Origin of the sequence: Reichenbachiella agariperforans (assembly GCF_900142205.1) — a bacterium.
In the GTDB taxonomy this organism is placed as follows: Bacteria; Bacteroidota; Bacteroidia; order Cytophagales; family Cyclobacteriaceae; genus Reichenbachiella; species Reichenbachiella agariperforans.
The window spans coordinates 90,903-116,070 of sequence record NZ_FRAA01000001.1 but is presented as its reverse complement, the minus strand read 5'-3'; the positions used below and the strand labels follow the sequence as shown (position 1 = coordinate 116,070).

At 42.4% G+C, this 25,168-nt stretch carries 27 protein-coding genes; 21 read left to right on the top strand and 6 right to left on the bottom strand.

What is annotated here, in order from left to right; translation table 11 throughout:
- Positions 1 to 15: 15 nt before the first annotated feature.
- Complete coding sequence (locus BUB99_RS00430) at positions 16 to 531, bottom strand: hypothetical protein (RefSeq protein WP_073118415.1); 516 nt, start codon at positions 529 to 531, stop codon at positions 16 to 18.
- Positions 532 to 1,082: 551 nt separating this feature from the next.
- Between BUB99_RS00430 and BUB99_RS00425 the strand changes: the two genes are divergently transcribed.
- Complete coding sequence (locus tag BUB99_RS00425) at positions 1,083 to 1,724, top strand: peroxiredoxin (RefSeq protein WP_073118413.1); 642 nt, start codon at positions 1,083 to 1,085, stop codon at positions 1,722 to 1,724.
- A gap of 56 nt (positions 1,725 to 1,780) precedes the next feature.
- On the opposite strand, the gene BUB99_RS00420 is transcribed toward BUB99_RS00425, so the two are convergent.
- Together BUB99_RS00420 and BUB99_RS00415 are read right to left on the bottom strand one after the other, a co-directional pair.
- A complete protein-coding gene (locus BUB99_RS00420; protein ID WP_073118411.1) occupies positions 1,781 to 3,787 on the bottom strand; it encodes a dipeptidyl-peptidase 3 family protein in 2,007 nt (668 codons plus the stop codon).
- 78 nt (positions 3,788 to 3,865) lie between these two features.
- The gene (locus tag BUB99_RS00415; protein WP_073118410.1) at positions 3,866 to 4,489 is read right to left on the bottom strand and encodes a deoxynucleoside kinase; all 624 of its coding nucleotides are present in this window, start codon (positions 4,487 to 4,489) and stop codon (positions 3,866 to 3,868) included.
- Between the two features lie 142 nt (positions 4,490 to 4,631).
- Here BUB99_RS00415 and BUB99_RS00410 point away from each other — a divergent pair, with 142 nt between their 5' ends.
- The 16 genes from BUB99_RS00410 (at position 4,632) to lepB (ending at position 20,238) form a co-directional block, all read left to right on the top strand.
- Entirely contained in the window at positions 4,632 to 5,270 is a 639-nt protein-coding gene (locus BUB99_RS00410) for an O-methyltransferase (RefSeq protein ID WP_073120479.1), read from the top strand.
- A gap of 83 nt (positions 5,271 to 5,353) precedes the next feature.
- Positions 5,354 to 7,201, top strand: coding sequence for a LysM peptidoglycan-binding domain-containing protein (locus BUB99_RS00405; RefSeq protein ID WP_170863695.1), 1,848 nt, complete (start codon positions 5,354 to 5,356; stop codon positions 7,199 to 7,201).
- A 3-nt stretch (positions 7,202 to 7,204) separates the two neighbouring features.
- Positions 7,205 to 7,603 (top strand): response regulator, encoded by a 399-nt coding sequence (locus BUB99_RS00400; RefSeq protein ID WP_073118406.1) that lies wholly within the window; start codon positions 7,205 to 7,207, stop codon positions 7,601 to 7,603.
- A 279-nt stretch (positions 7,604 to 7,882) separates the two neighbouring features.
- Positions 7,883 to 8,209: a hypothetical protein gene (locus BUB99_RS00395; protein WP_073118404.1), complete on the top strand. Its 327-nt coding sequence runs from the start codon at positions 7,883 to 7,885 to the stop codon at positions 8,207 to 8,209.
- A 105-nt stretch (positions 8,210 to 8,314) separates the two neighbouring features.
- Positions 8,315 to 8,536 (top strand): hypothetical protein, encoded by a 222-nt coding sequence (locus tag BUB99_RS00390; protein WP_073118402.1) that lies wholly within the window; start codon positions 8,315 to 8,317, stop codon positions 8,534 to 8,536.
- A gap of 44 nt (positions 8,537 to 8,580) precedes the next feature.
- Positions 8,581 to 8,958: a hypothetical protein gene (locus tag BUB99_RS00385; RefSeq protein ID WP_139280832.1), complete on the top strand. Its 378-nt coding sequence runs from the start codon at positions 8,581 to 8,583 to the stop codon at positions 8,956 to 8,958.
- Positions 8,955 to 10,388, top strand: a complete 1,434-nt coding sequence (locus BUB99_RS00380) for a sodium:solute symporter family protein (RefSeq protein ID WP_073118398.1) — start codon at positions 8,955 to 8,957, stop codon at positions 10,386 to 10,388. The genes BUB99_RS00385 and BUB99_RS00380 overlap by 4 nt, the downstream gene beginning before the upstream one ends.
- A 126-nt stretch (positions 10,389 to 10,514) precedes the next feature.
- Positions 10,515 to 11,603, top strand: coding sequence for an aspartate/ornithine carbamoyltransferase family protein (locus tag BUB99_RS00375; protein ID WP_073118396.1), 1,089 nt, complete (start codon positions 10,515 to 10,517; stop codon positions 11,601 to 11,603).
- 1 nt (position 11,604) lies between these two features.
- Positions 11,605 to 13,587 carry an asparagine synthase (glutamine-hydrolyzing) gene (asnB, locus tag BUB99_RS00370; protein ID WP_073118394.1) on the top strand — a complete coding sequence of 661 codons (1,983 nt, stop codon included), beginning with the start codon at positions 11,605 to 11,607 and terminating at the stop codon, positions 13,585 to 13,587.
- An 84-nt stretch (positions 13,588 to 13,671) separates the two neighbouring features.
- On the top strand, positions 13,672 to 14,916 hold the full coding sequence (locus BUB99_RS00365; protein WP_221407472.1) for a Zn-dependent hydrolase: 1,245 nt from the start codon (positions 13,672 to 13,674) through the stop codon (positions 14,914 to 14,916).
- A 54-nt stretch (positions 14,917 to 14,970) separates the two neighbouring features.
- Positions 14,971 to 15,753: a cysteine hydrolase family protein gene (locus tag BUB99_RS00360; protein ID WP_073118393.1), complete on the top strand. Its 783-nt coding sequence runs from the start codon at positions 14,971 to 14,973 to the stop codon at positions 15,751 to 15,753.
- 338 nt (positions 15,754 to 16,091) lie between these two features.
- Complete coding sequence (locus tag BUB99_RS00355; RefSeq protein ID WP_073118391.1) at positions 16,092 to 16,877, top strand: ParA family protein; 786 nt, start codon at positions 16,092 to 16,094, stop codon at positions 16,875 to 16,877.
- A 20-nt stretch (positions 16,878 to 16,897) separates the two neighbouring features.
- The gene (locus BUB99_RS00350) at positions 16,898 to 17,827 is read left to right on the top strand and encodes a ParB/RepB/Spo0J family partition protein (RefSeq protein WP_073118389.1); all 930 of its coding nucleotides are present in this window, start codon (positions 16,898 to 16,900) and stop codon (positions 17,825 to 17,827) included.
- A 40-nt stretch (positions 17,828 to 17,867) separates the two neighbouring features.
- Positions 17,868 to 18,416: a DUF5683 domain-containing protein gene (locus BUB99_RS00345; RefSeq protein WP_084190254.1), complete on the top strand. Its 549-nt coding sequence runs from the start codon at positions 17,868 to 17,870 to the stop codon at positions 18,414 to 18,416.
- Entirely contained in the window at positions 18,413 to 19,126 is a 714-nt protein-coding gene (gene dapB, locus BUB99_RS00340) for a 4-hydroxy-tetrahydrodipicolinate reductase (RefSeq protein WP_073118387.1), read from the top strand. Before BUB99_RS00345 ends, dapB begins: the two co-directional genes overlap by 4 nt.
- A gap of 20 nt (positions 19,127 to 19,146) precedes the next feature.
- Positions 19,147 to 20,238 carry a signal peptidase I gene (gene lepB / locus BUB99_RS00335; protein WP_073118385.1) on the top strand — a complete coding sequence of 364 codons (1,092 nt, stop codon included), beginning with the start codon at positions 19,147 to 19,149 and terminating at the stop codon, positions 20,236 to 20,238.
- Positions 20,239 to 20,266: 28 nt separating this feature from the next.
- Here the strand turns inward: lepB and ung are convergent, their stop codons facing one another.
- Positions 20,267 to 20,929: a uracil-DNA glycosylase gene (gene ung / locus BUB99_RS00330; protein ID WP_073118383.1), complete on the bottom strand. Its 663-nt coding sequence runs from the start codon at positions 20,927 to 20,929 to the stop codon at positions 20,267 to 20,269.
- 83 nt (positions 20,930 to 21,012) lie between these two features.
- Between ung and apaG the strand changes: the two genes are divergently transcribed.
- The 3 genes from apaG to BUB99_RS00315 all read left to right on the top strand — a co-directional run bounded on the left by apaG (position 21,013) and on the right by BUB99_RS00315 (position 23,232).
- The gene (gene apaG / locus BUB99_RS00325) at positions 21,013 to 21,399 is read left to right on the top strand and encodes a Co2+/Mg2+ efflux protein ApaG (RefSeq protein ID WP_073120474.1); all 387 of its coding nucleotides are present in this window, start codon (positions 21,013 to 21,015) and stop codon (positions 21,397 to 21,399) included.
- A gap of 15 nt (positions 21,400 to 21,414) precedes the next feature.
- On the top strand, positions 21,415 to 22,203 hold the full coding sequence (locus BUB99_RS00320; protein WP_084190253.1) for an O-methyltransferase: 789 nt from the start codon (positions 21,415 to 21,417) through the stop codon (positions 22,201 to 22,203).
- A 105-nt stretch (positions 22,204 to 22,308) separates the two neighbouring features.
- Positions 22,309 to 23,232, top strand: a complete 924-nt coding sequence (locus BUB99_RS00315) for a coiled-coil domain-containing protein (RefSeq protein ID WP_073118379.1) — start codon at positions 22,309 to 22,311, stop codon at positions 23,230 to 23,232.
- Here the strand turns inward: BUB99_RS00315 and BUB99_RS00310 are convergent.
- Positions 23,225 to 23,650: a hypothetical protein gene (locus BUB99_RS00310; RefSeq protein ID WP_073118378.1), complete on the bottom strand. Its 426-nt coding sequence runs from the start codon at positions 23,648 to 23,650 to the stop codon at positions 23,225 to 23,227. The genes BUB99_RS00315 and BUB99_RS00310 overlap by 8 nt on opposite strands.
- A 100-nt stretch (positions 23,651 to 23,750) precedes the next feature.
- Here BUB99_RS00310 and BUB99_RS00305 point away from each other — a divergent pair, with 100 nt between their 5' ends.
- Positions 23,751 to 24,212 (top strand): MarR family winged helix-turn-helix transcriptional regulator, encoded by a 462-nt coding sequence (locus tag BUB99_RS00305; protein ID WP_073118376.1) that lies wholly within the window; start codon positions 23,751 to 23,753, stop codon positions 24,210 to 24,212.
- Here the strand turns inward: BUB99_RS00305 and BUB99_RS00300 are convergent, their stop codons facing one another.
- Positions 24,213 to 25,133: a universal stress protein gene (locus tag BUB99_RS00300; protein WP_073118374.1), complete on the bottom strand. Its 921-nt coding sequence runs from the start codon at positions 25,131 to 25,133 to the stop codon at positions 24,213 to 24,215. It lies immediately after the preceding gene.
- Positions 25,134 to 25,168 lie beyond the last annotated feature (35 nt).

Sequence of the window (25,168 nt, the reverse complement as noted above, 5' to 3'; positions counted from 1 at the left end):
TTTTTGTTTAGTTGATTATGATGCCAAATACATATCCGAAAATGTATTGACTTCACGCGGGTTGTTTTGCTTATAGTGATCGAATACGAGTACCAGTTTATAATTAATCTCTCCTTCTGAATCGGTATAGAGTTGTAGTTTGATTCGTGCTTCATTACCATGCACGGTTTCTAATGGGATGACCTGATCATCTAACAGTAATGTGTTTTCATGGCCTAGTATAAGTTTAATGTGTTTTGGTTTTTTATGGAGAATTACAATTTCTCCAGAGAGTGATTCTACTCCTTTTTCTAGTTTTATTGCTGTATAGTGACCAGGGGAAGATTGTGAGATGGGGTGCCACGTTTGGTCGTCCATCGATTTGACTAATAGCGCTGAGGGGTCGATCTGTACAGCTTCATAATGAGGACTTGTATTGTTGGGCTGAAACTGAATTTCTACCGTGGTATTGGGAACGTCTTGACAGGATGAAAGTATAATGATGGCTAATAGGCAGCCTAAGATGGTTTGAATTAATTGGGGTTTTGACATGCGGATTTATAATCTATTCTTTCTAATGATTTATGGTGTTTAGTAAAGGTCTGTATCGTTGTGAGCCAATTTTATACCATGCCTGCTCTTGCAGGAACCTCCGATAAACCTAGTTTTATATCTCATGTGTTTGAGTGGCAGTATTTTATTGATTATTAGATTGTTTCGTTTCGAATGTTTGCGGCTTTTCTAGCTTAGATAGGTTGATGATTTTTAATCAATTACTTCTTTGTCGCCTGAGTAGTAGTTTGTTTTTTCTCGTATTGAGAAAGTCGACACTGAATTGAGAATAGAAGGGGTGTTTTTAGTAAACCTAAATAGCTAACCTTCGTTGGTAGAAGTAACAAAAGAAAATACAGATGAAGATGACTTATTTCTTTTCCTATCTATACTCTACAGCATCGCGAAATGGTTGCTGTCTGAGTGGTTGTTGATTCTATCGTAGAATCTTCTTAGTACCCTGAAACTTTTGATGAAATACGATTTCAGTTAAATGGAATCCGATCAGAAATTCAATAACATTGTTTAAACCATTTTAATCATAATATATCATGAGCACAATAAGACTTGGAGATGAAGCTCCAAATTTCACGGCACAATCTTCGGAAGGAGAAATCAATTTTCATGAATGGCTCGGCGATAGCTGGGGCGTACTATTCTCTCACCCTGCTGACTACACACCTGTATGTACGACCGAACTCGGTGCAGTAGCCAATTACAAGGCTGAATTTGATAAAAGGAATGTCAAAGTAGTTGCTTTAAGTGTAGACGGAGTGGAGTCTCATCATGGATGGATCAAGGATATCAATGAGACGCAAAACACGACAGTGAACTTTCCTATTATCGCGGATGAGGACAGAAAGGTGTCTGAACTGTACGACATGATTCACCCGAATGCAAATGATAAATTGACCGTGAGATCGGTGTTTATCATCGACCCGAGCAAGAAGGTGAAGCTGATGATTACTTACCCAGCTTCTACGGGTAGAAACTTCGAAGAACTCCTGAGAGTTATCGACTCATTGCAGTTGACTGCCTATCATAAAGTGGCCACTCCAGCCAACTGGAAGGCTGGTGATGACTGTGTCGTAGTACCAGCAGTGAAGACAGAGGATATTCCTGCTTTGTTTCCTAAAGGATATAAAGAAGTAAAACCGTATTTGAGAATGACTCCTCAGCCAGATTTGAAATAGCTGTTGATTGAATAGAAATTGAAAAGGGCTGTCATTTACATGACAGCCCTTTTTAGTTACAAGAAGGAGTACTTCTTGGCGTAGTAGAGCATCTGCTCTGTAAAGTCTTCTGGATATTCGATTGTGATATCTGTGATGTTGCCATCCGAATCGGCGTTGGGTACGAGCAGCGGATTGATAAACCCACCGTAGGGTGCTATGTCCAATTTTTCGGTTCGAGCTAGTATTTCTGAGTGTATCACAGGGTCTACTTTTACCCCGTAGTTTTCTACCAAGTCTTTAGCGGCTTGGTAATCCCCTTCGGATTTGATGCGCTGTGTCTCGCGGAGTAGTTGCCCAAATATCTCTCTGAGCTTTTCATAATCATGGATAACATAATAGGTTTTGTTATCACGCATTACTTTTTCAATGACATTGTCTGTTAGACCTTGTTCGTAAGACCAGTTTGATACCCAGGCGCGGTTTCTCATATGGGCTTCTTCGATGGACTCACCTGGTTCGATTCTTCTCAGTTGGGCAAGCATACCATTTCGAATGTAGCTGTCGTATTCTTCCATACCTACTTCTTGGCTAGGGATTAGCCCTAGCTCTACGAGTTTTGGATCCATGATGAAATACAAGCCGACCAAATCTGCTCTTCCTTCTTCTAGGGTAGAAGCATAGTTTTTGAGTGTCTCTTTAGGCGTACCTACACCTGGGTTGATTTGACCTGATGCGTGTCCGATCACTTCATGAAGGGCGGTATGCATTTTGTCTCCTAATACGCCATACTTTTCTGCTCTTGCCGCTTCTTCTTTGGAGAAGGTGAATTCCTCGGTCATGCCACCGCTGCTGCCTTTTTTGTAGGCATCTATGATATTGCCAAGACTAACGGATTTAGAGCCGTGTTGGCTTCTAATCCAGTTGGCATTGGGTAGGTTTACACCGATGGGAGTAGAAGGCGAAGCATCACCAGATTCGCTGGCAACATTGACGACCTTGTAACTGACTCCTACGACATTGCTTTTTTTATGCTCGTCCATGATGGGAGAGTTGTCTTCGAACCATTGCGCATTGTCGGAGAGTACTTGCATGCGGTCCGATGCTTCGAAATCTTTGATTTGCACGATAGACTCGAAAGAACCCCTGTATCCTAGTGGGTCATTGTATACTTCTATGAAACTGTTGATGTAGTCAATGTCTCCCTCCGTCGCGCTAGTCCATGCGACATTATAGTCGTCCCATATTTTGAGATCCCCCGTTTGGTAGTAGCTGATGAGGAGTTCTAATGCTTTTTTCTGCGCATCGTTTTCTGCTACAGTGGTGGCTTTGTCTAGCCAGTATATGATTTGATCGATGGCGGTACCGTAGAGACCGTTAGATTTCCATACTATTTCTTCTAACTGTCCGTCTTCGTTTTTGACGAGCTTAGCGTTTAGTCCATAGGAGAGAGGCTGGTCTGTGTTTTTGTTGATGATCTGGCTGTAGTATTGTTCTACTTCATCGGCTGTCACATCAGGATCATAAAAGTTAGTGGCAGAGCCTAATAGCAGTCCTTTGCTTTCATCTAGATTTACTTTTTTGTTGTCCACCGAAGGGTCAAAAATAGCATCAAGAACCTCATTAGATAGTTCTTGGTTGGTAGCATGTAACAACGTATCGAAATATTCGGGAGAGAATTCAGGAATAATCTTCGCCATCGAATAATGGTGATGTATCCCATTAGAGAACCAAACACGCTTGGTGTACTCCATTAGTTGAGCCCAATTCGCATCACTACGGTCTCCAGTATAGTTGGATACTATATTTTCAAGGGCTTTCCTGATGGTGAGATTATGACGATAGTTTTGGTCGTAGATAATGTCACGACCACTTAGTCCAGCTTGTGCCAGATAGTAGACGAGTTTTTTCTGGTTTAACTTCAGTTCATCAAAGTTTGGGATGCGGTAGCGGTAGATTTTAAGGTCTGCAAATTGCTCCGTGCTATATTCAAAATCGTCTTCGGAGGTGGACTGTGGAACGTCTTGTTGCTGGCATGCTAGCGTACTCACTAGTAATACCAGCCAGATAAATAGGGTTTTCATTGATTTGGTCATGTTATGTGTTAATGTAATTTACATATAGTAGGGAGACTTTACATAATCTCTATTTAGACTCATTGATTAGCTAAATAAGCCAAATAGTTCACGATCTATCTTGGATACGATAGATGAGAAGTCTTCGGGATTTTTTACGAAATTGATCGTATTGACATCTATGATGAGCAGTTTGCCTTTGTCATAGTTTTGTATCCATGTATCATAGTGGGTTTTGAGCTCTTGTAGGTAGTCGATTCGGATTGTTTTTTCATAGTCTCTGCCTCGGTTTTCTATGTTTCTTACCAGATTATCCAGGTCAGATTTGAGATAGATCAGGAGGTCAGGAGCCTCTACATATTGGATCATGGATTCAAAAATGGAAAGGTAGTTGTCATAGTCGCGCTGCACAAAGTAGCCTTGGTCATAGAGGCTTTTTGCAAAAATATAGGCGTCTTCGTAGATCGTGCGGTCTTGGATGACGGGCGCTTGGATTTGTGCAATCTCTTGTACCTGTTTGAACCGACTATTTAGGAAGAATATCTGGAGATGAAATGCCCAACGGGACATGTCTTTGTAAAAATCTGCTAGATAGGGGTTGTTGTCGACTTCTTCGAGTTGGATTTCCCATCCATAATGTTTGGCAAGCATTTTGGTCAGCGTAGTTTTGCCTGCTCCTATATTCCCTGCAATGGCGATGTGTTTGATCATGGGGTTGTTGTGCTGTTTGCGCAAAAATAAGCCTTTATTCTATTTTAAAAAGCTTGATTTTGCTTCATGTGAATCATGAAAAGTAAGTTGCTAATTGGCGGGATATGGACTAGAATTGTCACAATTTATTGATCGAAACCATTTGGATTTTTTAGCAAACGAAATACAGCGATACGCAGAGCAACATAGTCAAGCTGCTAGTTCACTTCTAGAGAAGATAGACCGAGAAACACATCTCTATGTAATGCGACCTAGAATGCTCTCTGGGCACATGCAAGGCAGGGTACTGTCTATGTTTTCGCACATGATACGACCAAAAGTAGTACTAGAGATAGGCACATACACTGGATACTCAGCGCTATGTTTGGCTGAGGGGTTGGCTCCCGACGGTCGGTTGGTTACGCTGGATGTGAATGAAGAACTAGAGGAGCGTGTACGTGGCTACTTGTCCGAGTCGAGTTATGATGATCAGATTGATTTTCATGTAGGCAATGCACTGGAAATAATCCCGACGATAGACGAGGTATTTGATCTAATTTTTATAGATGCCGACAAGTCTAACTACCAAGCTTATTTTGACCTAGTGCTGCCAAAGATGCGACAGGGAGGGTTTATCATCGCAGACAATGTCCTCTGGAGTGGCAAAGTAGTGGACGAGAAATCAACGGACAAAGACACCAAAGCCCTATTGGCTTTCAATCAAAATGTACATCAAGACGATCGGGTCGAAAATGTACTTATGCCAGTCCGAGATGGACTAATGATCCTACGAGTTTTATGAGATACTTTTTCACCTGTTTAGTCCTCTTTTTGTGTTCCGGTCTCCGAGCCGAAGAGCCATATCAGCCCAAAGTCCCCACGACGATGGAGTTTGCCGGAATGAAACTCAAGATCACCGAAGGTGCACGAAAGGAAATTCAAGAAGACGTAGATATGCTCACTCGGAGTGAAAAATATTTTGAATTGAAGGCAGATCGTGCTCGGCTATACTTTCCTGTGATAGAGAAGACGCTTAAAGAGCAGAACGTGCCAGATGATTTTAAATTTCTCTCCGTACAGGAAAGTGCATTGATTTCAGATGCAGTGTCCTCTGCCAACGCAGTGGGGTTCTGGCAGTTTAAGGATTTTACAGGTAGAGAGGTAGGGTTGCGCATTGATAGGAATGTTGACGAGCGATTGAATATTGTTTCTTCTACTATTGGTGCAGCCAAGTATTTCAAACGTCACAATTTCTATTTCAACAATTGGATATATACACTGCTCGCCCACATGACTGGGCGTGGTGGTGCAGCGAAGTATGTCGATGAGAAACAGTTCGGAGCGACCCGAATGACAATAGATCGAAAGACACATTGGTACGTGAAGCGTTGTTTAGCGCACAAAATCGCTTTTGAGGAAGCGATGAAGAGAGGGCATAGTCAGGGGATGAAACTACTCGTCTATGAGCGAGGTGGTGGAAAAACGTTGAGTAAGATTGCAGACGAACTCAAAGTCAGCGAGACGGAACTTAAACAGTATAACAAATGGTTGAAAACCAGTAAAATTCCAGATGATAAAACTTATACCGTAGTTGTACCAGTGACGGGTAAGTTAAAGTCTATTGATAAAATCAATGGTGGGGTAGAAAAACATCATGTACAGAAAAGCGAAAAATCAGATACAGGGGGCACAGCTGCACCCGTAGTGATCCCATCACTCAGTGCAGGTCTGAATACGCAGAAAAATATCTTCATTAAGATCAATGGGCTGCCGACTATATTGGCACAGCCAGGAGATGATGTGCAGTCTTTGTCAGAAAAGGCAGCTTTACACCCTGAGCGTTTGGCCAAGTACAACGATATCACTGTTGGGGAGGCGATACAAGAAGGAGAAGTGTACTACCTGAGGGCAAAGCGTAATCGAGGGCGGACCTATTACTATACTGCACTGCCAGGTGAGACGATGTGGGAGATTTCACAAAAGTTCGGGATCAAAGAAAAGCGACTGGCTCGTATGAATCGAATGATGACCATAGACCCTATCAAAGCAGGTCGTGTGATGTGGCTTAGAAATAGACGACCAAAGGATCAACCTGTAGAGATTCGCGAACTATCTACTGCACCAGTAGATGAGACGATTCCAGTAAAGGAACTGATCCGTGAGGAGAAAAAGGCTGAAAAACTAGCAGAGAAGAAGGAACAAGAAATCATAGAGAAAGCGATCCAGGAAGAAGAGGTAGATGAGCAAGAACCGACACCTCTAGAAGAAGATGCCGTGGATGAGGTAAAGGAAGAAAAAGTAGAAGCTCCTGAAGAGTTGCCGACTTTTATGGAAGTAGGAGAGCCTGAGCCAGACAAAGAACCAACCCCAGTTGCTGAAGCTCCTAGAAAAGAGAAAAAAACCGAGGATAGAAATTATTTCACTCATGAGGTCACAAAGGGAGAAACCTTGTACTCACTCTCCAAGAAGTATGGGGTGTCGGTAGAGGATATCAAAGAATGGAATGATCTCTATGATGTCGGCCTGAGTCTAGGGCAAACACTGATCATACACGGAGAAGGGCGCGCATTTGAGATGAAACCTAAGGAGGTGGATTTTCATGTCGTTGAACCAGGCGAAACGCTCTATGGGATATCCAAAAAATATAACATTCCGATTCAGGACTTGTTGAGGATCAATCAAAAGGATAATTTTGCACTTTCTGTAGGGGAGAGAATTAGAGTCAAAGAATAGTAGATGAGAGAATATAGATGCAAGAATGCACTGTTGATAGATAACAATGCAACTGACAATTATGCGCATAAGCTGGCGATTATTGAGTCTCAGTTGGCAGAGAATGTAGCAGTAGTGACGAGTGGAAAGGCAGCTATTGATTATTTGAAGAGTTCAGGTTGTACACTTCCAAAACTCATCCTATTCGATGTTCATATTCCAGTGATCGAAGGGCAAGTGTTTTTGCATGAATATGCCATGCTCAATCATTTTGATAAAGAGGACGTTAAGATTGTTGTTTTGACTTATGAAGACCAGATTGCTAGATTAGAAAAGTTACTGATCAACGAGGAGATTCATAGTATAGCGCGAAAGCCGCTGAGTTTGGAAGACTGTGAACGACTCGGCGATTTGGTAGTGTAAAGAGTACGCTCTACCATTAGATAGTTAGTCATTGACTCCATTAACTTTCTTATTAGTACTGCACTTTATTAAACGGTTCTTTTTAGTTAGGATCAGAAGGGGGGATAGTCTTGTCTATGACGATAGATTAGTCATCAATCTATCAGGTTTTGTTTACTTCACCTCTACCGGTGGGTACTATTGTTGTATAATATGTAAATGAGATTAGCCTTGCATGGGCATACATATAGATTAGTTCGCTTATAATTTGTGGTGTAGGACATATATTCTAACTTCGTATTGTCATTAAATATCTTAGAAGATGAGTTAATCATATGGCTACTGCTGGATCAGAGCCTATGGGGACACCACATATTTATCGAAGGTTTTAAAGTACATATCTCCGTCATCGACAGGGTCGAGCTACACGAATGCACCAGATCATATCTGGTCATGAACCAACTGGGGCTACCAGTGTGTGTGTCACCCGACGGATTCCCTACTTCCAATTATCAATTTCTTTTTAACAAAAACTTGCTAGGGATAGTGTGTTCACTTTTTCTGTTTCAGAAAAAGGAGGATTTGCTATGCCCATTCTATGCTGTAGAAAAGGAATTGGTGTTTTAATTCAATCGCTAAGATGTCTGACCCTATCGTGCGTAGAATCGTTTCCTGCGCAGGATATGCCAGTAGAGAATGGAAGCGAAATACATGGACTAAAACAGGAGAGAGATGGGAAAGAAGAACTTTAATGCATTTGTCAAAAGACAGAAAGCGGAGAAAAAAAGAAAGAAGAAGGAAGAGAAAAGGCTGAAACTAGAGGAAAGAGAAAATGGAGGGGGTACGCTCAACGAAATGATTGCCTATGTAGATGAGTTTGGCAACATAGTGGATGAACCTCCTGAGGAAACACCCGAAGTAAAAAAAGAAGAGGACAAAGAAATTGAAAAATAATGGTCTCAAAATTATCCCTGGCCCTGGGAATCTACTGTTGGGCGATGAGTGTGGTCCAAGCGCAAGAAGTAGAGTTCGTAGGGGAATCCCTACAGGTAGCACCGAGTGGGTACATACAGCTCGATTGGTCAGGTGAGGCAGAGTTCTTTTGGCTGGAGCAGGCCAAAGACTCTCTGTTTGAGGAAACCAAAGTCATCTACCGTGGACCTGACAAGGCGAGTTTTGTTTCTGGTCTCTTGGACGGGCAGTATTACTACCGAGTCAAAGCCAATGAGGGCGAGTGGTCGAATGTGTTGCAAGTACAAGTGCAACATCAGTCGCTAAATCTAGCGTTGACTTTGTCAGGCTTGGGCTTGCTTGTATTTAGCCTGACGTCAGTTGTTATCATCAAAGGTTCACGCTCAACACCCTCTACGTCATGAATCATCAATCTTTTATTATTTCGCCTGAGACGGGATGGATACTACTGGCCGTACTCAGTGCACTGTGGATATTTTTAGGTGTCTACTGGGGCAAGAAGGCCAAAAACATGGATGGGTTCATGCTCGCTGGACGCAATGTGGGGTTGGCTTTTGGTGCTGCCACGGCCATGGCGACATGGGTCACATCCAATACCACGATGCTCGCGCCACAGTTTGCGCTGCAGCTTGGGATATGGGGTATGATTGCCTATTCCACTGCTTCCTTTGGGTTATTTCTTTTTGCGCCTTTAGCGAATCGAATCAAAGCACTGATGCCGACGGGCTACACGAGTGGGGATTTTATCCGTCTACGATATGGCAAGTTTACCTGGTATGTCTTTCTAGTTATCAGTATCTTTTATGGTTTTACATGGCTGGTGAGTATGGGCATGGCGGGAGGGATCCTGATGAATGCCATCGCAGGTATTCCGTACGAACTGGGAATGACAGTGATCCTTGGTGTATGCGTTGTTTATACCTTGTTTGGTGGTTTGTATGCTGTGATCGGGACGGATTTTATTCAATCTCTGATTATTTTGATTGGTATAGTGGTCGTGGGTGTTGGTGTATTGACACAGGTTGATTTTGGTCACATATATATCAATGTATTGGATGAAAAGCCCATGCTATTGAATGCACTCATGCCTGCAGCGATCATGTCCGTATTTAACAACCTGCTTTTTGGGCTGGGGGAAGTGTTTCACAGCAACGTGTGGTGGAGTCGAGCCTTTGCTATGCGCGAAAAAATTGGAAAAAAGGCTTATTTGTTATCGGGTCTGTTTTGGTTTCCTGTGCCGATTGCGGCAGGATTTATCGCTTTGACGAGTGGTTCGCTGGGTGTCAATATCACTAGTCCGGATATGGTGGGGCCGTTGGTGGCGTCTCATGTGCTGGGGCAAGCAGGTGCGGTGATTGTATTTGCTGTATTCTTTTGTTCGCTCGCATCCAGTATTGACAGTTTATTGGCGGCTACCTCTGATCTTATTACCGAAGATATTTACCGCAAGATGATTAATCCGAAAGCTGGTGAAAAGCTGCTGAGAAAAGTTTCGGCAGGAATCATTATTGGCTTGGGGGTTCTGGCATGGGCGTTTTGTATGCCACGCATTGGTACGCTTGCTACGGTGTTGTTTTTTGCAGGGCCTATGGTGGGGAGTACGATTTGGCCCATCGTGACGGGTCTATTTTGGCGCAAAGCCAACGCCAAAGGAGCGATGCTCGGAATGATACTGGGTAGTAGTATCGGCCTAGTGGCTTATTTTCAATTGGGCTGGTACACCGCCTCATTGATTGGAGCAGCTGTGTCTATGGTGACGGTACTGGTCTGTACCTATTTGTTTCCAGACGATTTCGAATGGAACACACTCAACGAATCTAAATCTCAAGAATAAAGCCTATACCATGAACTTTTCTGAACTATTTTTAAGTGTATTGATTGGGACTTCTTTGCTAGGAATCACCGTGACAGTGATAGCATTAGTATGGCTATTGATTAGAGATATTAAATCCAAACAACTATGGTAAGTGATAAGTTTGATCCAGGAAAAAATGCACTGGACAAAAACCCCTTAGCATCGGACGGTCTTAATCCCGATCCCGAAAAACTACTCCAAGAAGACCCGATCAATATAGAGGTATTGAAGCGACTCACGGGGCAGAGTATCCTTTCCGTAAATCAGTTTGACAAAGAACTGGTCTTGGAGATCTGCAAGTTTGCGGCACTACTTGAGAGCACGGAAATTGCAAAATCTCACCCCCTTGATGGGAAAATTATCGTGACAGCCTTTTTCGAAGCAAGTACACGGACGAGGCTGTCTTTTGAGAGTGCAGTATTGAGATTGGATGGCAAGATCATCAGTATCTCGGATGGCAAGAGTACAGGTCAGGCCAAGGGCGAGTCATTGCTCGATATCGGAGAGATGTTCAATGCATATGGGGATTGTGTGGTCATGCGACATACCGAGACCTCAGCGATCGAAGAAATCATGCCCAACCTACGTGTCCCACTCATCAATGCTGGCAATGGTTCGGGAGAGCATCCCACACAGTCGCTGGCCGATTGGTTTGCGATCCTCAAGTGGAAACCTCAACTCAAGGGCGTTCTGAAACCGGAAGAGAAAATCCACCTTGGGATTCTAGGTACGCCAGGGAGTATGCGTGCAGTCAATAGCTTTTTGCGCATGTCGCTCCTTTTCAAAGACGACATCAAGCAGATCTCTATCATCTCAGAGATGGCTGATCCTCTCGGCGAAGAACTGAATGTCAAAGCAGAAGCCTCGGGGATCAAAATTCACATTACCAATGATATCAACGAAGTAGTCGAGGATCTCGATGTGATCTATATGAATTCTATTGCCTTTTTGGGGGATAGCTACAAGTCACTGGATAGTCGATTCAAACTAGACGAAAACACGAAATTGAAAGAAGATGCGGTGGTACTTCATCCTTTGGCACGGCTCGACGAGTTGGACCCGATATTGGACGATACCCATCACAACCTATACTTTACTCAGGCACACGGAGCGGTCTTTATCAGGCAGGCCTTGTTTATCTCCGTACTCAATCGATTTAATAAACTCCCAAAAGACAAAATACCTACAGCGTAATATGTGTGGAATAACAGGATATTGGAAAGCCGGTGCTTTAGAATCATCTGCCCAGCAGAATTTAGAAAAAATGACCCAAATGCTCTATCACAGAGGTCCAGATGGCTATGGCTATCACCTTGATGAGCCAAAGGGCTTGGCAATGGGGCATGCACGCCTGTCCATCATTGACTTGGAGACAGGGCGACAGCCTTTGTTTGCCAACGAAAACAAGCACGTCTTGACCGTCAATGGGGAGTTCTACGACTACAAACGTATTCGTACCAACTTGAGACTCGAAGGTTTTGAGTTCACGACCAAGAGTGACAGTGAGATAGCTTTGCCGCTGTACAAGAAATATGGATTGGATTTTGTAAGTCACTTGCGCGGTGAGTTTGCCATTGCGATGTACGATGAGGACGAAGAGCGCCTTGTCTTGGTGCGTGATCGTTTTGGGGTCAAGCCACTTTTCTATCACATTCAAAACAACAATGTGTTTTGGGGGTCGGAGATCAAATCACTGATGGTGCACCCAGAGGTGCCACGTGCCTTTGACAGTGAAGCAGTATTGCATCAATTGATGCAGACCATGGTGCCAGGTACTACGGCTTACAAAGATATCCACGCGCTGCGTCCGGGACATATGCTGATCATCGAGCGCAAAGGAGGTAACCTAGAAGTCAAAGATCACAAATACTGGGATATGGACTTCCCAGAAGAACAAGATCGTGACATGGGTAAGTCAGCGGAGTACCACATCCAGCGTGTACAAGAAGAACTCGTCGAGGCAGTAGAGCACAGGTTGGAGGCAGATGTGCCCGTGGGGTGTTATTTGTCTGGAGGGATAGACAGTTGTTCGATGCTCGGTTTGGCGTCATCGATGCAGCAGTCTCCTGTGCAGGCATTTACGATTAGTTTTGACAACAAAGACTATGACGAAGCTCACATCGCCAAAGAAATGGCAGATCGTGTCGGAGCAGATCAGGAACAGATCAATCTCTCAGCGGCTGATCTATATGGGGAGAATTACCGCAAGACGGCGTACCACTCCGAACGTACGTTCTACAATACCCTAGGAGTGGCGAAATGGCAGATGAGTAAAAAGGTCAACGAGTGTGGCTACCGTGTGGTCGTGACGGGCGAGGGATCTGATGAATTGTTTGGTGGATACCCACAGCTCAAGCGGGACATGCTCAAGTATGGCTATCAAAACATCGAAGGGTCAGGGCATACGCAGGACGAGGTAGATAGCTACCGCGAACTGATGGAGAAAACCAATTCGCTGTTCAAAGGGGCGATACTCTCGGAGGAGCATGTTTCACACCCTGTGATGGAAGAGATTTGTGGATTTACACCTTCATGGATTCAGCCATGGATGAATACCTTGGAAATTGCACGTCCGCTCTTGCACAATGATTTGATTGAGGAGCTCAAGGATTATGATCCGGTAGCGACCATTGCACAGAGTTTTGACACCAATCAGCTCAACAACCGTCATGTGCTGGACAAGGCACAATACACATGGAGCAAAACCATGCTCGAATGTCAGATTCTCAACTGGGGAGGTGACAGGGTAGATATGGCCAATTCTATGGAGTCACGTCCGGCGTTTTTAGATCATCATGTGGCTGAGATGGCGCGTGAGATACCACCACACTATCGCATCAAGGGAAATACAGAGAAGTGGGTACTGCGTGAAGCCATGAAGGATATTTTGCCGACCGTGTTGTACGAGCGAGAAAAATTTGCCTTCATGTCACCACCTGCACATACCGAAGAAAAGAAAAAGAATGCGCTCAATGAGTTGATCGAGGAATACTTGAATGAAGATGCTTTGCGTCATGCAGGGATCTTTGATACAGGGCGTCTCAAACGGTTCATTACCGAGTATCAAAACGACAAAGACCCTGTTTCGCTTGTGCGGAAGGACGCTTTGGTCAATCATATCCTCGGACTTCAAATTTTGCAAAACCAGTTCATCGATGGGAAGATGTTGAATTTGTAAACGAGCAAAGATTTTATTTTTTGTGTATAAGAGAACTCCTTCCATTCATTTGGGAGGGGTTTCTTGATTTAAAGACATAGACTTATGGTATTGACAATCAATTTTGAGCGGTTCAAGGCAAATTTCAACGAGCTAGCAGCCATTGGAAAGAAGGACGACGGAGGAATCTATCGCATGGCTTTCAATGCCGACGAACTTTTGGCGAGGAATTGGTTGGAGGCGAAGCTAGAGGCGTATGGCATCCCTACACGTCGAGATGCCGCACTCAATATCATTGGGCGCTACGAAAATGAAGCAAATCAAGATAAACCCGCAGTGGTCATCGGTTCGCACATCGATACTGTACCAAATGCAGGTGCATTGGATGGAGCACTAGGGGTACTGGTAGGGCTGGAGTGTTTGCTGTGTATCAAAGAACAGAGTATCCAAACAGCCTATCCATTAGAGGTGATTGCATTTAGTGACGAGGAGGGGAGGTTTGGCGGTATGTTCGGTTCGCGAGCTTTCGCAGGGCAACTCAACCCTAGGATCATAGAAGAGTCTCAGGATCTGGATGGTATTATGCTATCGGATGTGCTCCAGCAATTGGGAGTCGATCCGTACCAGGCCTTGTCTGCTTCTCGTCCCAAAAAGGAGATCAAAAGCTATCTTGAACTCCATATCGAGCAAGGACCCGTGCTTGATGCAGAGAATGTCTCCGTAGGAATCGTCTCAGACATCACGGGGCTGTTCAAGTGGCAGGTACGTCTGCTTGGTGCAGCCAACCATGCAGGGACTACCCCGATGGAGATGCGCAAAGATGCCTTTATGGGTTTGGCGGATTTTGCACATGAGATACCGCGGATTATCGATGAAAATGGTGGGGAAGCGTCCCGGATTACTATAGGGAACGTAGCGCTTTATCCAGGTTCGGCCAATACGGTGCCTGGGGAAGTGGATTTTAGTATCGATGCACGTGACGTGAGCCTAGAGGTGATGAACGAGCTCAAAGACGCTTGTCGCAAAGCGCTTTCGGCGATTGCGAGACGGCGGCAGTTGAGTTTTGATTTTACAGAAGCCAGTATGATCTATCCTGTGGCTTGTGACAACCAGATGCAGTCGCATCTCGAAGAGGCAGCACAGCAGCTAGAGATGTCTTACAAAGTGATGCCGAGTGGAGCGGCTCATGATGCGCAGATGGTCGCCAAGATTGCACCCATCGCCATGATTTTCGTGCCGAGCAAAAATGGCATCAGCCACTCGCCACACGAATGGACCGATTGGCATCATCTCGAAAGTGGTGCTAACTTAGCGCTGAATGCACTCGTAAGAATTGCGGGAGATCGTTAATTAGCCAAAATTATTTTCCTCTTTTAAACTTTCTACCTTTTAACTTTTTCTAAAATGAAAGAATTCGATAGAGACCTACGTCCCGAAGATTCCCTTGACCCCCTGAAGCAGTACTACCATGAACTTGTAGATGATAGTTCGGTACAGCGTAAAAATGATCTCGAACATCTAGAAGTTGCTTTGCTGATTATCGATATCCAGTATTTGGATGCAGCACGTGGTTATGGTGTTTTTAAAGATGTGGCAACTTCGGGGATACCAGTAGAGCAACAGGAATATTATTTTGATACACTCAATAGCTATGTGCTACCCAATGTCCAGCGGCTACTCAAGACATTCAGAGATAAAAAGATAGAAGTGATCCATACCCGTATACAAGCGATGACCCAAGATGGGAGGGACCGTAGCAATGGACACAAAAGGCTAGGGCTTTTGGCGGCACCAGGTTCTAAAGAAGCTGATTTTTTGCCTGAAGTAGCCCCACAAGGAGACGAGATCGTGGTAAACAAAACAGCCAGTGGTGTTTTCTCATCTACCAATCTCAACTATATCTTGCAAAATCTACGTGTCAACGAGCTCATCGTAGCGGGGGTGTATACCAATGAGTGTGTGGAGACGACTATTCGGGATGCTTGTGATCTCGGCTATCTCGTCACGATGGTAGAGGATGCTTGTACGACTGTGACGCCAGAGCTCCAGCAGGGCACGATCAACAGCTTGAAAAATCGCTATGCTTCGGTGCTCACCACTGACGAAATAGTAAAGAGATTTAAAGGAGTAGAGAAACAAGATGTGAATCCAGATGCATTGTCACTGAATAAAGGTATAATCCTTTGATATTAAGTGCTATGCACATGTGAATTTAGAGGAATTGTCTAGAAAGTGAAGTTATATGTGATAGCTTGTGAAAATGTTCATTGAGCAAGCCTTTAAAGAGTGAAATTTATTTAACACATTGATCTATAGTGTTTAATGCGCTATTAGATAGATATTCATAGAATTAATGATTTAGTAAAGCGCTGATACTGAGATTCGCAGTATATTTATCAACATTTTAATGTGGACAAATTTCTGAGGTCATATATCGTAAATGATTAAACGAAACATATATTTGCCCCGTTCAGTAGTTTGCCTCATGGTGACTACACTACTTAAATAAACAGAAACCAAGCTTTATGGGTAAGATCATTTCAATTGCAAACCAAAAAGGGGGAGTAGGAAAGACCACTTCGTCAATCAACCTAGCAGCAAGTTTAGCGGCATTAGAGTTCAAGACTTTGATTGTGGATGCCGATCCACAGGCGAATGCTACTTCGGGGATTGGTGAAGACCCTAAGAACATAGAGGCGGGTATCTATGAGTGCATGGTGGACGGAGTAGATCCGTACGATTGTATTATTCAGTCGGATTTGGACTACTTGGATTTACTACCTTCTCATATCAATTTGGTAGGAGCGGAAGTAGAATTAGTAGATTATGATGAGCGTGAGCAGAAGATGAAACAGGCCTTGGAGCCTATCAAGGATGATTATGACTTTATCATTATTGACTGTTCACCTTCTTTAGGTTTGATTACTATCAATGCCTTGACAGCATCAGATTCGGTGATCATCCCTGTACAGTGTGAATATTTCGCTTTGGAAGGTCTCGGGAAATTATTGAATACCATCAAAATTATTCAGTCAAGACTGAATCCAGAATTGGAAATTGAAGGGATTCTATTGACGATGTACGACATGCGATTAAGATTGTCTAACCAAGTGGTAGAAGAAGTGACCACTCATTTTAAATCTATGGTGTTTGACACCTTGATTCCTAGGAATATCAAGCTCAGTGAGTCACCTAGTTTTGGATTGCCAGCCATAGCTCATGACGCGGAGAGTAAAGGTGCTATTAGCTACTTGAACTTGGCGCATGAGATCGTCGCTAATAACCAAGTGGCAGTAGAAGAAGTGAATTAATATATTTAGATAGGAAGTAGATGGCTGGTAAGAAACCAACAAGAAGAAATGCGTTAGGGAGAGGTTTAGGAGCATTGCTTGATGATTCTTCTAATAGCAAAGAAGCAGGGATCGTAGAGGAGCCAAGAGAACGTAAGCCATTGCGAGAGAGAAGTGCTGCTGTAGGTAGTATCTCCGAAGTACAGCTCGATCAAATCGAGGTGAACCCTTATCAGCCAAGAACAGATTTTGACAAAGAGGCTTTAGAAGAACTGGCCGAGTCCATCAAGGTTCAAGGGATTATCCAGCCTATTACTTTGAGAAAGCTGAACAACAATTCTTTTCAGTTGATCTCAGGTGAGCGAAGATTCCAAGCGAGTAAGTTAGTGGGGTTGAAAAAAGTTCCCGCATACATTCGTACTGCGGATGATCAGCAGATGCTAGAGATGGCGTTGATTGAGAACATTCAGCGCCAAGATCTAAATGCGATGGAGGTTGCTCTCAGTTATCAGCGATTATTGACAGATTGTAGTCTTAAGCAAGAGGAGTTGGGAGATCGTGTGGGTAAGAAAAGGTCTACAGTTAATAACTACCTGAGATTACTTAAACTTCCACCAGACATTCAGGCGGCAGTTAGGGATGGTAAAATCTCAATGGGACACGCACGAGCGTTGATCAGCGTAGAGGATTCTGTTTTTCAGTTGGATTTACTCAAAAAGATACTAGCGGAAGACCTCTCAGTGAGGAAAGTAGAAGCATTGGTCAAGCAAGCGTCTTTTCCTGATGAACCTGAGGAAAAAATTGAGAACAAAGAGCCTAGTAAAGAAATAATTAAAGTACAAGATCAACTATCTTCGCATTTCGGGACGAAAATTAAAATTTCGGCCAACGATAAAAATAAAGGTGAAATCAAGATTCCATTTACTTCAGTGACTGAACTGAATAGGATCTTGGAGATTATCGATGCTTGATACTTTGGTTAAAAAATCGCTTTATTCAATTTTATTCATCTTGTGTGTACATACCCTGAACGCACAAGATCAACAGATTATTCACGAAGATTCTTTATTCTTGGAAACAGCAGGGATAGAGAGTTTTCGTAGCAAATCCACATTAGACCCAAACAAAGCAGCTATGTATGCTGCGGTTTTACCTGGACTGGGTCAAGTCTATAACAAACAATATTGGAAATTGCCGATTCTGTACGGAGGAGCGATCATGATAGGGCATTTTATCAAGTATAACAATGATTACTACAATGCCTTTCGCAATGCATGGATCGCAGAGACAGATGGTGATGAGAGTACGGTGAATCCGTTCCCCGCTTTTAGTGCGAACTCACTACAGCGGAATGCTGAGAAGTTTCAACGGGACCGTGATTTTATGATCATCATTGGTGTAGCATATTACCTTTTGACAATAGTAGACGCACATGTGGCAGCTCACTTGATAGAATTTGATATCAATGATGAACTGTCTTTTTTACCATCATACCAACACCAAACACAATACACGGTAAGAAACGTCGGCATGTCTTTGGTTATAAATTTGAATAAATGAAGATAGGATTAGTAGGATACGGAAAGATGGGAAAAGCCATCGAACAGATACTGATAGAGCGAGGACACGAAGTGTCTAAGATTGTTAACATCGATTCACCATCAGTGCTACAAGAGATCTCTCCTGAGAATACGGATGTGGTGATTGAATTCACCGCGCCAGAGTCAGCGTTTAACAATATATCTACTTGCCTGACCAACAGTGTCCCTGTAGTGTCAGGAAGTACAGGTTGGTTGGATCAGTTTCCGGAGGTTGAGCGTATAGTAGAGGAGAATAAAGTGGGCTTTTTTTATGCATCTAACTATAGTTTAGGTGTGAATATCTTCTTTAAGCTCAACGAGTATTTAGCAAAACTCATGAAGGGGCACGATTACAATGCGTCGATAGTGGAAATTCACCATACGCAGAAACTTGATGCACCTAGTGGTACAGCAATCAGTTTAGCAGAGGGAATGATGAGTCAAATGACCGAGAAGACTGGCTGGGTAAACGAAGAAACGTCCGATGTAAGTAAAATTGGCATTGTCTCAGAGAGAATAGAAAATGTACCAGGTACACATGACGTGACCTACGAATCAGAAGTGGATACAATTAAAATTAGTCATGTAGCGCACAGCCGAAAGGGATTTGCCATGGGCGCAGTATTAGCAGCGGAATGGTTGCATGGTAAGGAAGGAGTATTCTCTATGAATGACCTATTAGAATTATAAGATTTCAATCAGATCAAGTGATGAATATAAAGGACTTATTTAAAAAGAAGGAAAAGAAAAAGAAAGGACCAGTCAGAGAGTGGGTGGATGCCATTGTCTTTGCAGTAGTAGCAGCTACTTTGATTCGCTGGGCGTTTATGGAAGCTTATACGATACCGACTCCATCGATGGAAAACTCATTGTTGGTAGGTGACTTCTTGTTCGTGAGCAAAATCAACTATGGACCTAGAACGCCTAAAACACCACTACAGGTACCACTGACACATGCAAAACTATGGGGGCCTTTGAGTGGTATTTCTTCTTACTCTGACGCAATACAGTTACCACAGTTTAGATTACCTGGGTTTGGTGATGTAGAGAGAAATGACGTAGTAGTGTTTAACTATCCACCAGAATTTGAGCACCCAGTAGATCTCAAAACACACTATATCAAGAGATGTGTAGCCATAGGTGGAGATACTTTGCAGATTAAAGACACACAGGTTTATATCAATGGTGAGAAAGGAGAGAATCCTCAGGAAATGCAGTTTTTGTATTTCATTACGACAGAAAAGACAATTAACGAGCGAGTATTCAAACAGAATGGTGTTTGGGATAGAACTCCTGTTAACGGAGGGTATTATATTCAGGCCAAGCCATCTGATGCTAAGAAGTTTGAGACTTTGCCTTTCGTTACGAAAGTACAACCTGTAAAACGTGGATCTGATGATGTAGAACCACGTATTTTCCCAGATGCAAGTAGATTTCCGTGGAATGCAGATTTCTTTGGGCCGTTGGTTATCCCCGCAGAAGGAATGACTGTTCAGTTAGATGCTGACGGGGTTGCTACATATGGATCGACTATTCGTGACTATGAAGGCCTAGATGATGTGAAGGTTCAGGAGAACAAGCTCATCATAGACGGGCAAGTAGCCAAGGAATATACGTTTCAACAGAACTATTATTTCATGATGGGAGACAATCGTCATAACTCTGAAGATTCCCGTTTCTGGGGTTTTGTGCCGGAGGATCACGTGGTGGGTGAGGCTTCATTTATTTGGATGTCTATTGATCCAAATGAAGACCTGTTGGGAATGATCCGTTGGTCAAGATTGTTTAGTGGAATTAATTAATCTCGAGTGATAAAGAAATACGAAAGGCTTACCAGTAGATTTCTGGTAAGCCTTTTTCTTTTAGATATTGATTGGTTTTGCTAAAGTGTCGATTACCGAAAAATCCCCTATGTGCAGCAAATGGGGAAGGGTGTGCTGACTCTAGAACGAGATGTTTAGAGGTGTCGATAATGGCCCCTTTCTTTTGTGCATAAGCTCCCCATAGTAGGAATACTAAATTCTCTTTTTGATCTGATAGGGTTTGGATCACAGCATCAGTGAATGTTTCCCACCCTTTGTTTTGATGTGATCCTGGTGTGTGTGCTCGAACAGTCAGTGTGGCATTCAGCATGAGTACGCCTTGTTTGGCCCAATGCTCGAGATTGCCGTGAGTGGGTATTGTCGTCCCCACATCATCATGGATTTCTTTATATATATTTCTTAATGAAGGAGGAATTTTCACATCTCTGTTGACGGAAAAGCATAAGCCGTGAGCTTGCCCTTCACCATGGTAAGGGTCTTGCCCGATGATAATAACTTTGGTTGTATCAAAAGGAGAAAATTCAAACGCATTGAGAATATATGCAGGTCGTGGATAGACTTTATGGTTCTTATATTCACTCTTGACAAACTCTGTAAGTTCTTGAAAATAAGTCTTTTGAAACTCTTTTTGCAGTTGTTCTTTCCAGCTTTCGTGAATATTTACATTCATTCTTTTTGGAAGTAAAAATAAATTCATTTACTTGTAATCTCAACAAAAGACCATTTTCATTATTGAGTTCATTATTTCATATGATGGTATCCCAAAAAACAAAAGGAATCAAAGTGAGTGTCGAGACTGAGTACCAACCAAAGTATTCTAGTCCTCGTCAGTTTCACTATGTCTTTACGTATAAGGTGATCATCAAAAACGAAAGTGATAACACGATTCAACTCAAAAGACGACACTGGCATATCAAAGATGCTTCTTATACTGATCGTGAAGTAGAAGGTGAGGGTGTAGTAGGACAACAGCCTACAATCGAACCGGGGCAAGAGCACATTTATGTGTCGGGTTGCAACCTTCGTAGTGGTGTTGGTAAGATGTATGGTACCTATTTGATGGAGCGCATTATCGATGGTAAAATGCTTGAGGTTCTAATTCCTGAGTTTACCATGATCGTACCTGAGCGTAACAATTAATCTTTTCTATCATTTGTGGATTTAAGTACAGCACTATTTCGTGTCAAACGATACGTTATCTATTGGTTGCAGTGTGTTGACCAGCATTCTCTCCAAGCACCTTATGTTTTTGAGCTATATAATGAAGTGTTCAGAGGAGTTCAGAAAGCCGACAGCTCTGAGATTACTACAGCCCTACATCAGCTTCAGTCTGATCATCGTGAAGTCCCTACTCAGTCAGGTGCAGGTTCGAGTTTGACGACTAAAAAATACACAGTGTCTCAAATAGCCAAGCATGGGATTACTGATCTCAGGCATGCCCAGTTGATCCAGCGCATCATTGATTACCATGCGTTTAGTACTGTACTAGAGCTAGGAGCTTCTATTGGAGTTAATACTATTCGCCTTTGTAATTCCTCATTACAATCCATCGTTACAGTCGAGCGCAATGATGTTTTGATCGACGTAGCTAGCGAGTTATTCAAAAAGTTGGGACTCACGGATAGAATAGAGCTAGTTCATGCGGATGTAGAAGTTGTCCTTAGAGATTTTGTAAAACAAAAACGCCGCTTTGGATTGATCTTTTTAGATGCGAATCACACTTATGAAGGGACGTTGGCTTACAGTGAGTTAATGTTTCGGTTGGTAGATCAAAATCATGGTGTAGTGGTGTTCGATGACATCAATTGGTCTTCTGGTATGCGACGAGCCTGGGACGAGTTGTCAAAGAAATTTGACAAAGGCGTAGTACTAGAGACTTATCAAATGGGTTTTTTGTTTTTCAACCCTAGGTTACAACGAGGTAAATACATTGTGGATTTTTAAAGGTGAATTGGTCTGGTATTTGAGTAGTCTGGGAGGATTACCTCTAAACATGTCTTGGTTAAGAATGATATTGGTATAATTTTACAAATAGGAATTTTAGGTAATATGGAAATAAATCAAAAGCAGCAGCCTCAGAAGCAAGAAGTGCAGAGTAGAAAGAGAATCTTGGTTGTACTTAGTATTATTGTGTTTGCAGCACTAGTTATCGGTTTGGTCCATCAAGTGATAGAATCGCTGGAGTTAGAGAAACAAAATGAGTTGACTCAACAGCAATTAGATACAGCTTACAATGAGCTCGACTCTATGAGTAATGAACTAGATACGCGTATCCTCAAAATAGCCCAATTGGGGGGAGAGATCGATACTTTACTACAGATAAAGAACCAGTTAGAAGAAGAGAAGAAAGCTTTTAGAACCAAGGCATACCGACAGATCAATGATCTGCAGGGGAAAGTAAGTGGTTACAAAGAAATGCTATTGGCTCAGGATAAGGAAATCGTTAGATTGAAGGCAGTAAATGAGAAATTGCTGGTGGAAAACAGTGAGTTGAAAGATGAAGCCAATGAGCTGAATGAGTCCTTACGTGACCTCAACACTACTCGAAGTGCGCTTGAAGAAAAAGTAGCAAAGGCATCTCAGTTGAAGATAGATGGGATGAAAATTTTAGCTATAAATAGTAGTGGTAAGGAACGTGAAGGAGAGTTCAAAAACCGTCATATTACCCATTTGAAGATTGAGTTTGATGTGTTGGAAAACAGTGTCGCTGCAATAGAAGGAAAGAGTATTCTAGTGAAAATTACTGGGCCAGATAAGAAAGTTATTTTTGATGTAGCGACTGGTTCAGGGACTTTTGTGTTCGAGGGAAGAGAGAATTTTTATACAGTGAAAAAGGATATTCTCTATGATAGAAATGCGCAGTCTTTGACTTTTTTGTATGACAAAGGTTCTGAATATGATCTAGGGAAATATTTGGTAGAAGTCTATACCGAAGATTACAAAATGGGAGCAGGTAGTTTTGTAGTTAAATAAACCTTTTTAGTACTGTATTGTTTCGCTCATTAAAAGCAACCTTAACGCAGCAGATAAGAACGATCACGGCCATCACCATGAGTTGTCCGTGATCTCCATTGATAGAGATGCCGATTAGAAGTAAGTGGGAGAGTATTGCGCCGAGCATAATAACCACACCCAATAACGCTCCATACCCAGCATACCTTGTGAATAGAGCTATCGAGACTAGTAACTCTGCCATACCGGTACCTAATCTAAACAACCCCTCGTACTGGCCAGTGTCTAATAGACTTTGAGATAAGTGGACGAATATTATTTTTGATTCTTTTAATGCGGCGTTTCCACCTATCCCAAATTTGAACCATAGTGTCTGTAACAAAATGAAGGCTGCAACTACTCTTGGGGTATATTTAAAAAGGCTCTTTCGTGTAATCATCTTGTTTTTTAGCTTGGGTATCAATTTAATCAACACCTCCTTTATATACTTTAGTTCATATCATATATATTTAGTGTCTATACATTAAATATGAATCGTTATGGGGCTAGGAGCCGATATAAAGCAGGAGGGGTTTAAGTCAGAATTTGATAAGGTAGTTGTCAATTTGATGTTTACTAGCAACTGGTTAAATCAAGAGGAATTTTATATGTTTAAGCCATATGGACTGACTACTCAACAGTACAATACGCTTAGAATATTAAGAGGGCAGTATCCGAATGCAGCAACTATCAATCTAATCATAGAAAGATTGCTTGATAGGATGTCTAATGCTTCGAGAATAGTAGATAAACTGGTAGGGAAGGGGCTCGTAACGCGAGAGGTAAACAAGAAAGACAAGAGAGCCGTAGATGTAAAAATTAACGATGAGGGGCTAAAGCTCTTAGAAGAGATCGATGAAAAACTGTATGCATTTACAGCTCGAATCAATACTTTTACGGATGATGAATGTCGGGCTATAAATGCATTTCTGGATCGTTTCCGAGGTACAGAACCAGACTAATTAAAGTTTTAGTAAGTACTCAATGATATTCTTCTGTTTCCCTTTAGCTCGCATGACGAAGAGAGGGATTTCAGAGTCCAGTTGAATAAGTTTTTCAGCACTACTACCCAAAAACAGAGCAGAAGTACTTGTTACCCCTTTAGCTCCGATGACTATTGCGTTGGCTCTAATTTTCTTTGCAGTTGCATATATAGTAGAGATGATGTCCTCATCTCTATCTAGAGTGAAGATAGGTTTGATTTCCATCCCTTGTTTTACAATCTTAGCATCAAAAGCAGCGTACTCTTTTTGACTGTTTTCTTCCATGATTTTTGCAAAGTCCCCGAAAGTCTTGCCCGCATAATGATACCCAGATGGTACTTGGTAGACGTTTTGAGGAATCATTTTTACTTTTGGCATCTTATCCTTTGATAGATCAATCAACTGATTGAGAGAGTCTAACGAGTGATCAGAATAGTCTATTGGAACAAGGATTTTGTTGACCTTCTTGTCAAAGCCCTTAGGTATAATGAGTAGAGAGCAACCCGCTCGACGTGCAATACGGTGAATTAAAACGCCCCCCCCTTTGTGTTCGTTTTTTCGACCAATGATAATTAAATCTATCTTTTTGGTTGCGCTATATTTTAGAATGGATTTTGTTGGTTGACCTGATTTGATCTCTATTCTAACCTTCGTGTTATTGTTTTCAAAGTATTGATCCACTTTGAGTTTAATAGCTGCTTGGCGTTCCTTCAATGCATCTTCCATCAGGTTAGGAAATTCCTTCTTGATCTGATCTGGGATATTTGTGCTTTTAATCACATTGATGAAGAGAACCTCTTCACTCTTAGCCAATGTCGATAGAAATGAAGCTGCTTTGATCAATTGCTTGTCTATATCGGTGTGATCGAGTGCTACTAAAATTTTTTTGAAACTATCCATGTGTATGATGTACAGGTGAATTAATTGTTACGGTC

Coding starts and splice junctions, on each gene's coding strand:
- BUB99_RS00355 (WP_073118391.1), top strand. CDS start 16,092: ATGGGTAAGATCATTTCAATTGCAAACCAAAAAGGGGGAGTAGGAAAG.
- lepB (WP_073118385.1), top strand. CDS start 19,147: ATGAATATAAAGGACTTATTTAAAAAGAAGGAAAAGAAAAAGAAAGGA.
- BUB99_RS00385 (WP_139280832.1), top strand. CDS start 8,581: ATGAGTGTGGTCCAAGCGCAAGAAGTAGAGTTCGTAGGGGAATCCCTA.
- apaG (WP_073120474.1), top strand. CDS start 21,013: ATGGTATCCCAAAAAACAAAAGGAATCAAAGTGAGTGTCGAGACTGAG.
- BUB99_RS00315 (WP_073118379.1), top strand. CDS start 22,309: ATGGAAATAAATCAAAAGCAGCAGCCTCAGAAGCAAGAAGTGCAGAGT.
- dapB (WP_073118387.1), top strand. CDS start 18,413: ATGAAGATAGGATTAGTAGGATACGGAAAGATGGGAAAAGCCATCGAA.
- BUB99_RS00310 (WP_073118378.1), bottom strand. CDS start 23,650: ATGATTACACGAAAGAGCCTTTTTAAATATACCCCAAGAGTAGTTGCA.
- ung (WP_073118383.1), bottom strand. CDS start 20,929: ATGAATGTAAATATTCACGAAAGCTGGAAAGAACAACTGCAAAAAGAG.
- BUB99_RS00420 (WP_073118411.1), bottom strand. CDS start 3,787: ATGAAAACCCTATTTATCTGGCTGGTATTACTAGTGAGTACGCTAGCA.
- BUB99_RS00390 (WP_073118402.1), top strand. CDS start 8,315: ATGGGAAAGAAGAACTTTAATGCATTTGTCAAAAGACAGAAAGCGGAG.
- BUB99_RS00380 (WP_073118398.1), top strand. CDS start 8,955: ATGAATCATCAATCTTTTATTATTTCGCCTGAGACGGGATGGATACTA.
- BUB99_RS00305 (WP_073118376.1), top strand. CDS start 23,751: ATGGGGCTAGGAGCCGATATAAAGCAGGAGGGGTTTAAGTCAGAATTT.
- BUB99_RS00300 (WP_073118374.1), bottom strand. CDS start 25,133: ATGGATAGTTTCAAAAAAATTTTAGTAGCACTCGATCACACCGATATA.
- BUB99_RS00400 (WP_073118406.1), top strand. CDS start 7,205: ATGAGAGAATATAGATGCAAGAATGCACTGTTGATAGATAACAATGCA.
- BUB99_RS00365 (WP_221407472.1), top strand. CDS start 13,672: ATGGTATTGACAATCAATTTTGAGCGGTTCAAGGCAAATTTCAACGAG.
- BUB99_RS00425 (WP_073118413.1), top strand. CDS start 1,083: ATGAGCACAATAAGACTTGGAGATGAAGCTCCAAATTTCACGGCACAA.
- BUB99_RS00360 (WP_073118393.1), top strand. CDS start 14,971: ATGAAAGAATTCGATAGAGACCTACGTCCCGAAGATTCCCTTGACCCC.
- BUB99_RS00405 (WP_170863695.1), top strand. CDS start 5,354: ATGGAGTTTGCCGGAATGAAACTCAAGATCACCGAAGGTGCACGAAAG.
- asnB (WP_073118394.1), top strand. CDS start 11,605: ATGTGTGGAATAACAGGATATTGGAAAGCCGGTGCTTTAGAATCATCT.
- BUB99_RS00415 (WP_073118410.1), bottom strand. CDS start 4,489: ATGATCAAACACATCGCCATTGCAGGGAATATAGGAGCAGGCAAAACT.
- BUB99_RS00375 (WP_073118396.1), top strand. CDS start 10,515: ATGGTAAGTGATAAGTTTGATCCAGGAAAAAATGCACTGGACAAAAAC.
- BUB99_RS00430 (WP_073118415.1), bottom strand. CDS start 531: ATGTCAAAACCCCAATTAATTCAAACCATCTTAGGCTGCCTATTAGCC.
- BUB99_RS00350 (WP_073118389.1), top strand. CDS start 16,898: ATGGCTGGTAAGAAACCAACAAGAAGAAATGCGTTAGGGAGAGGTTTA.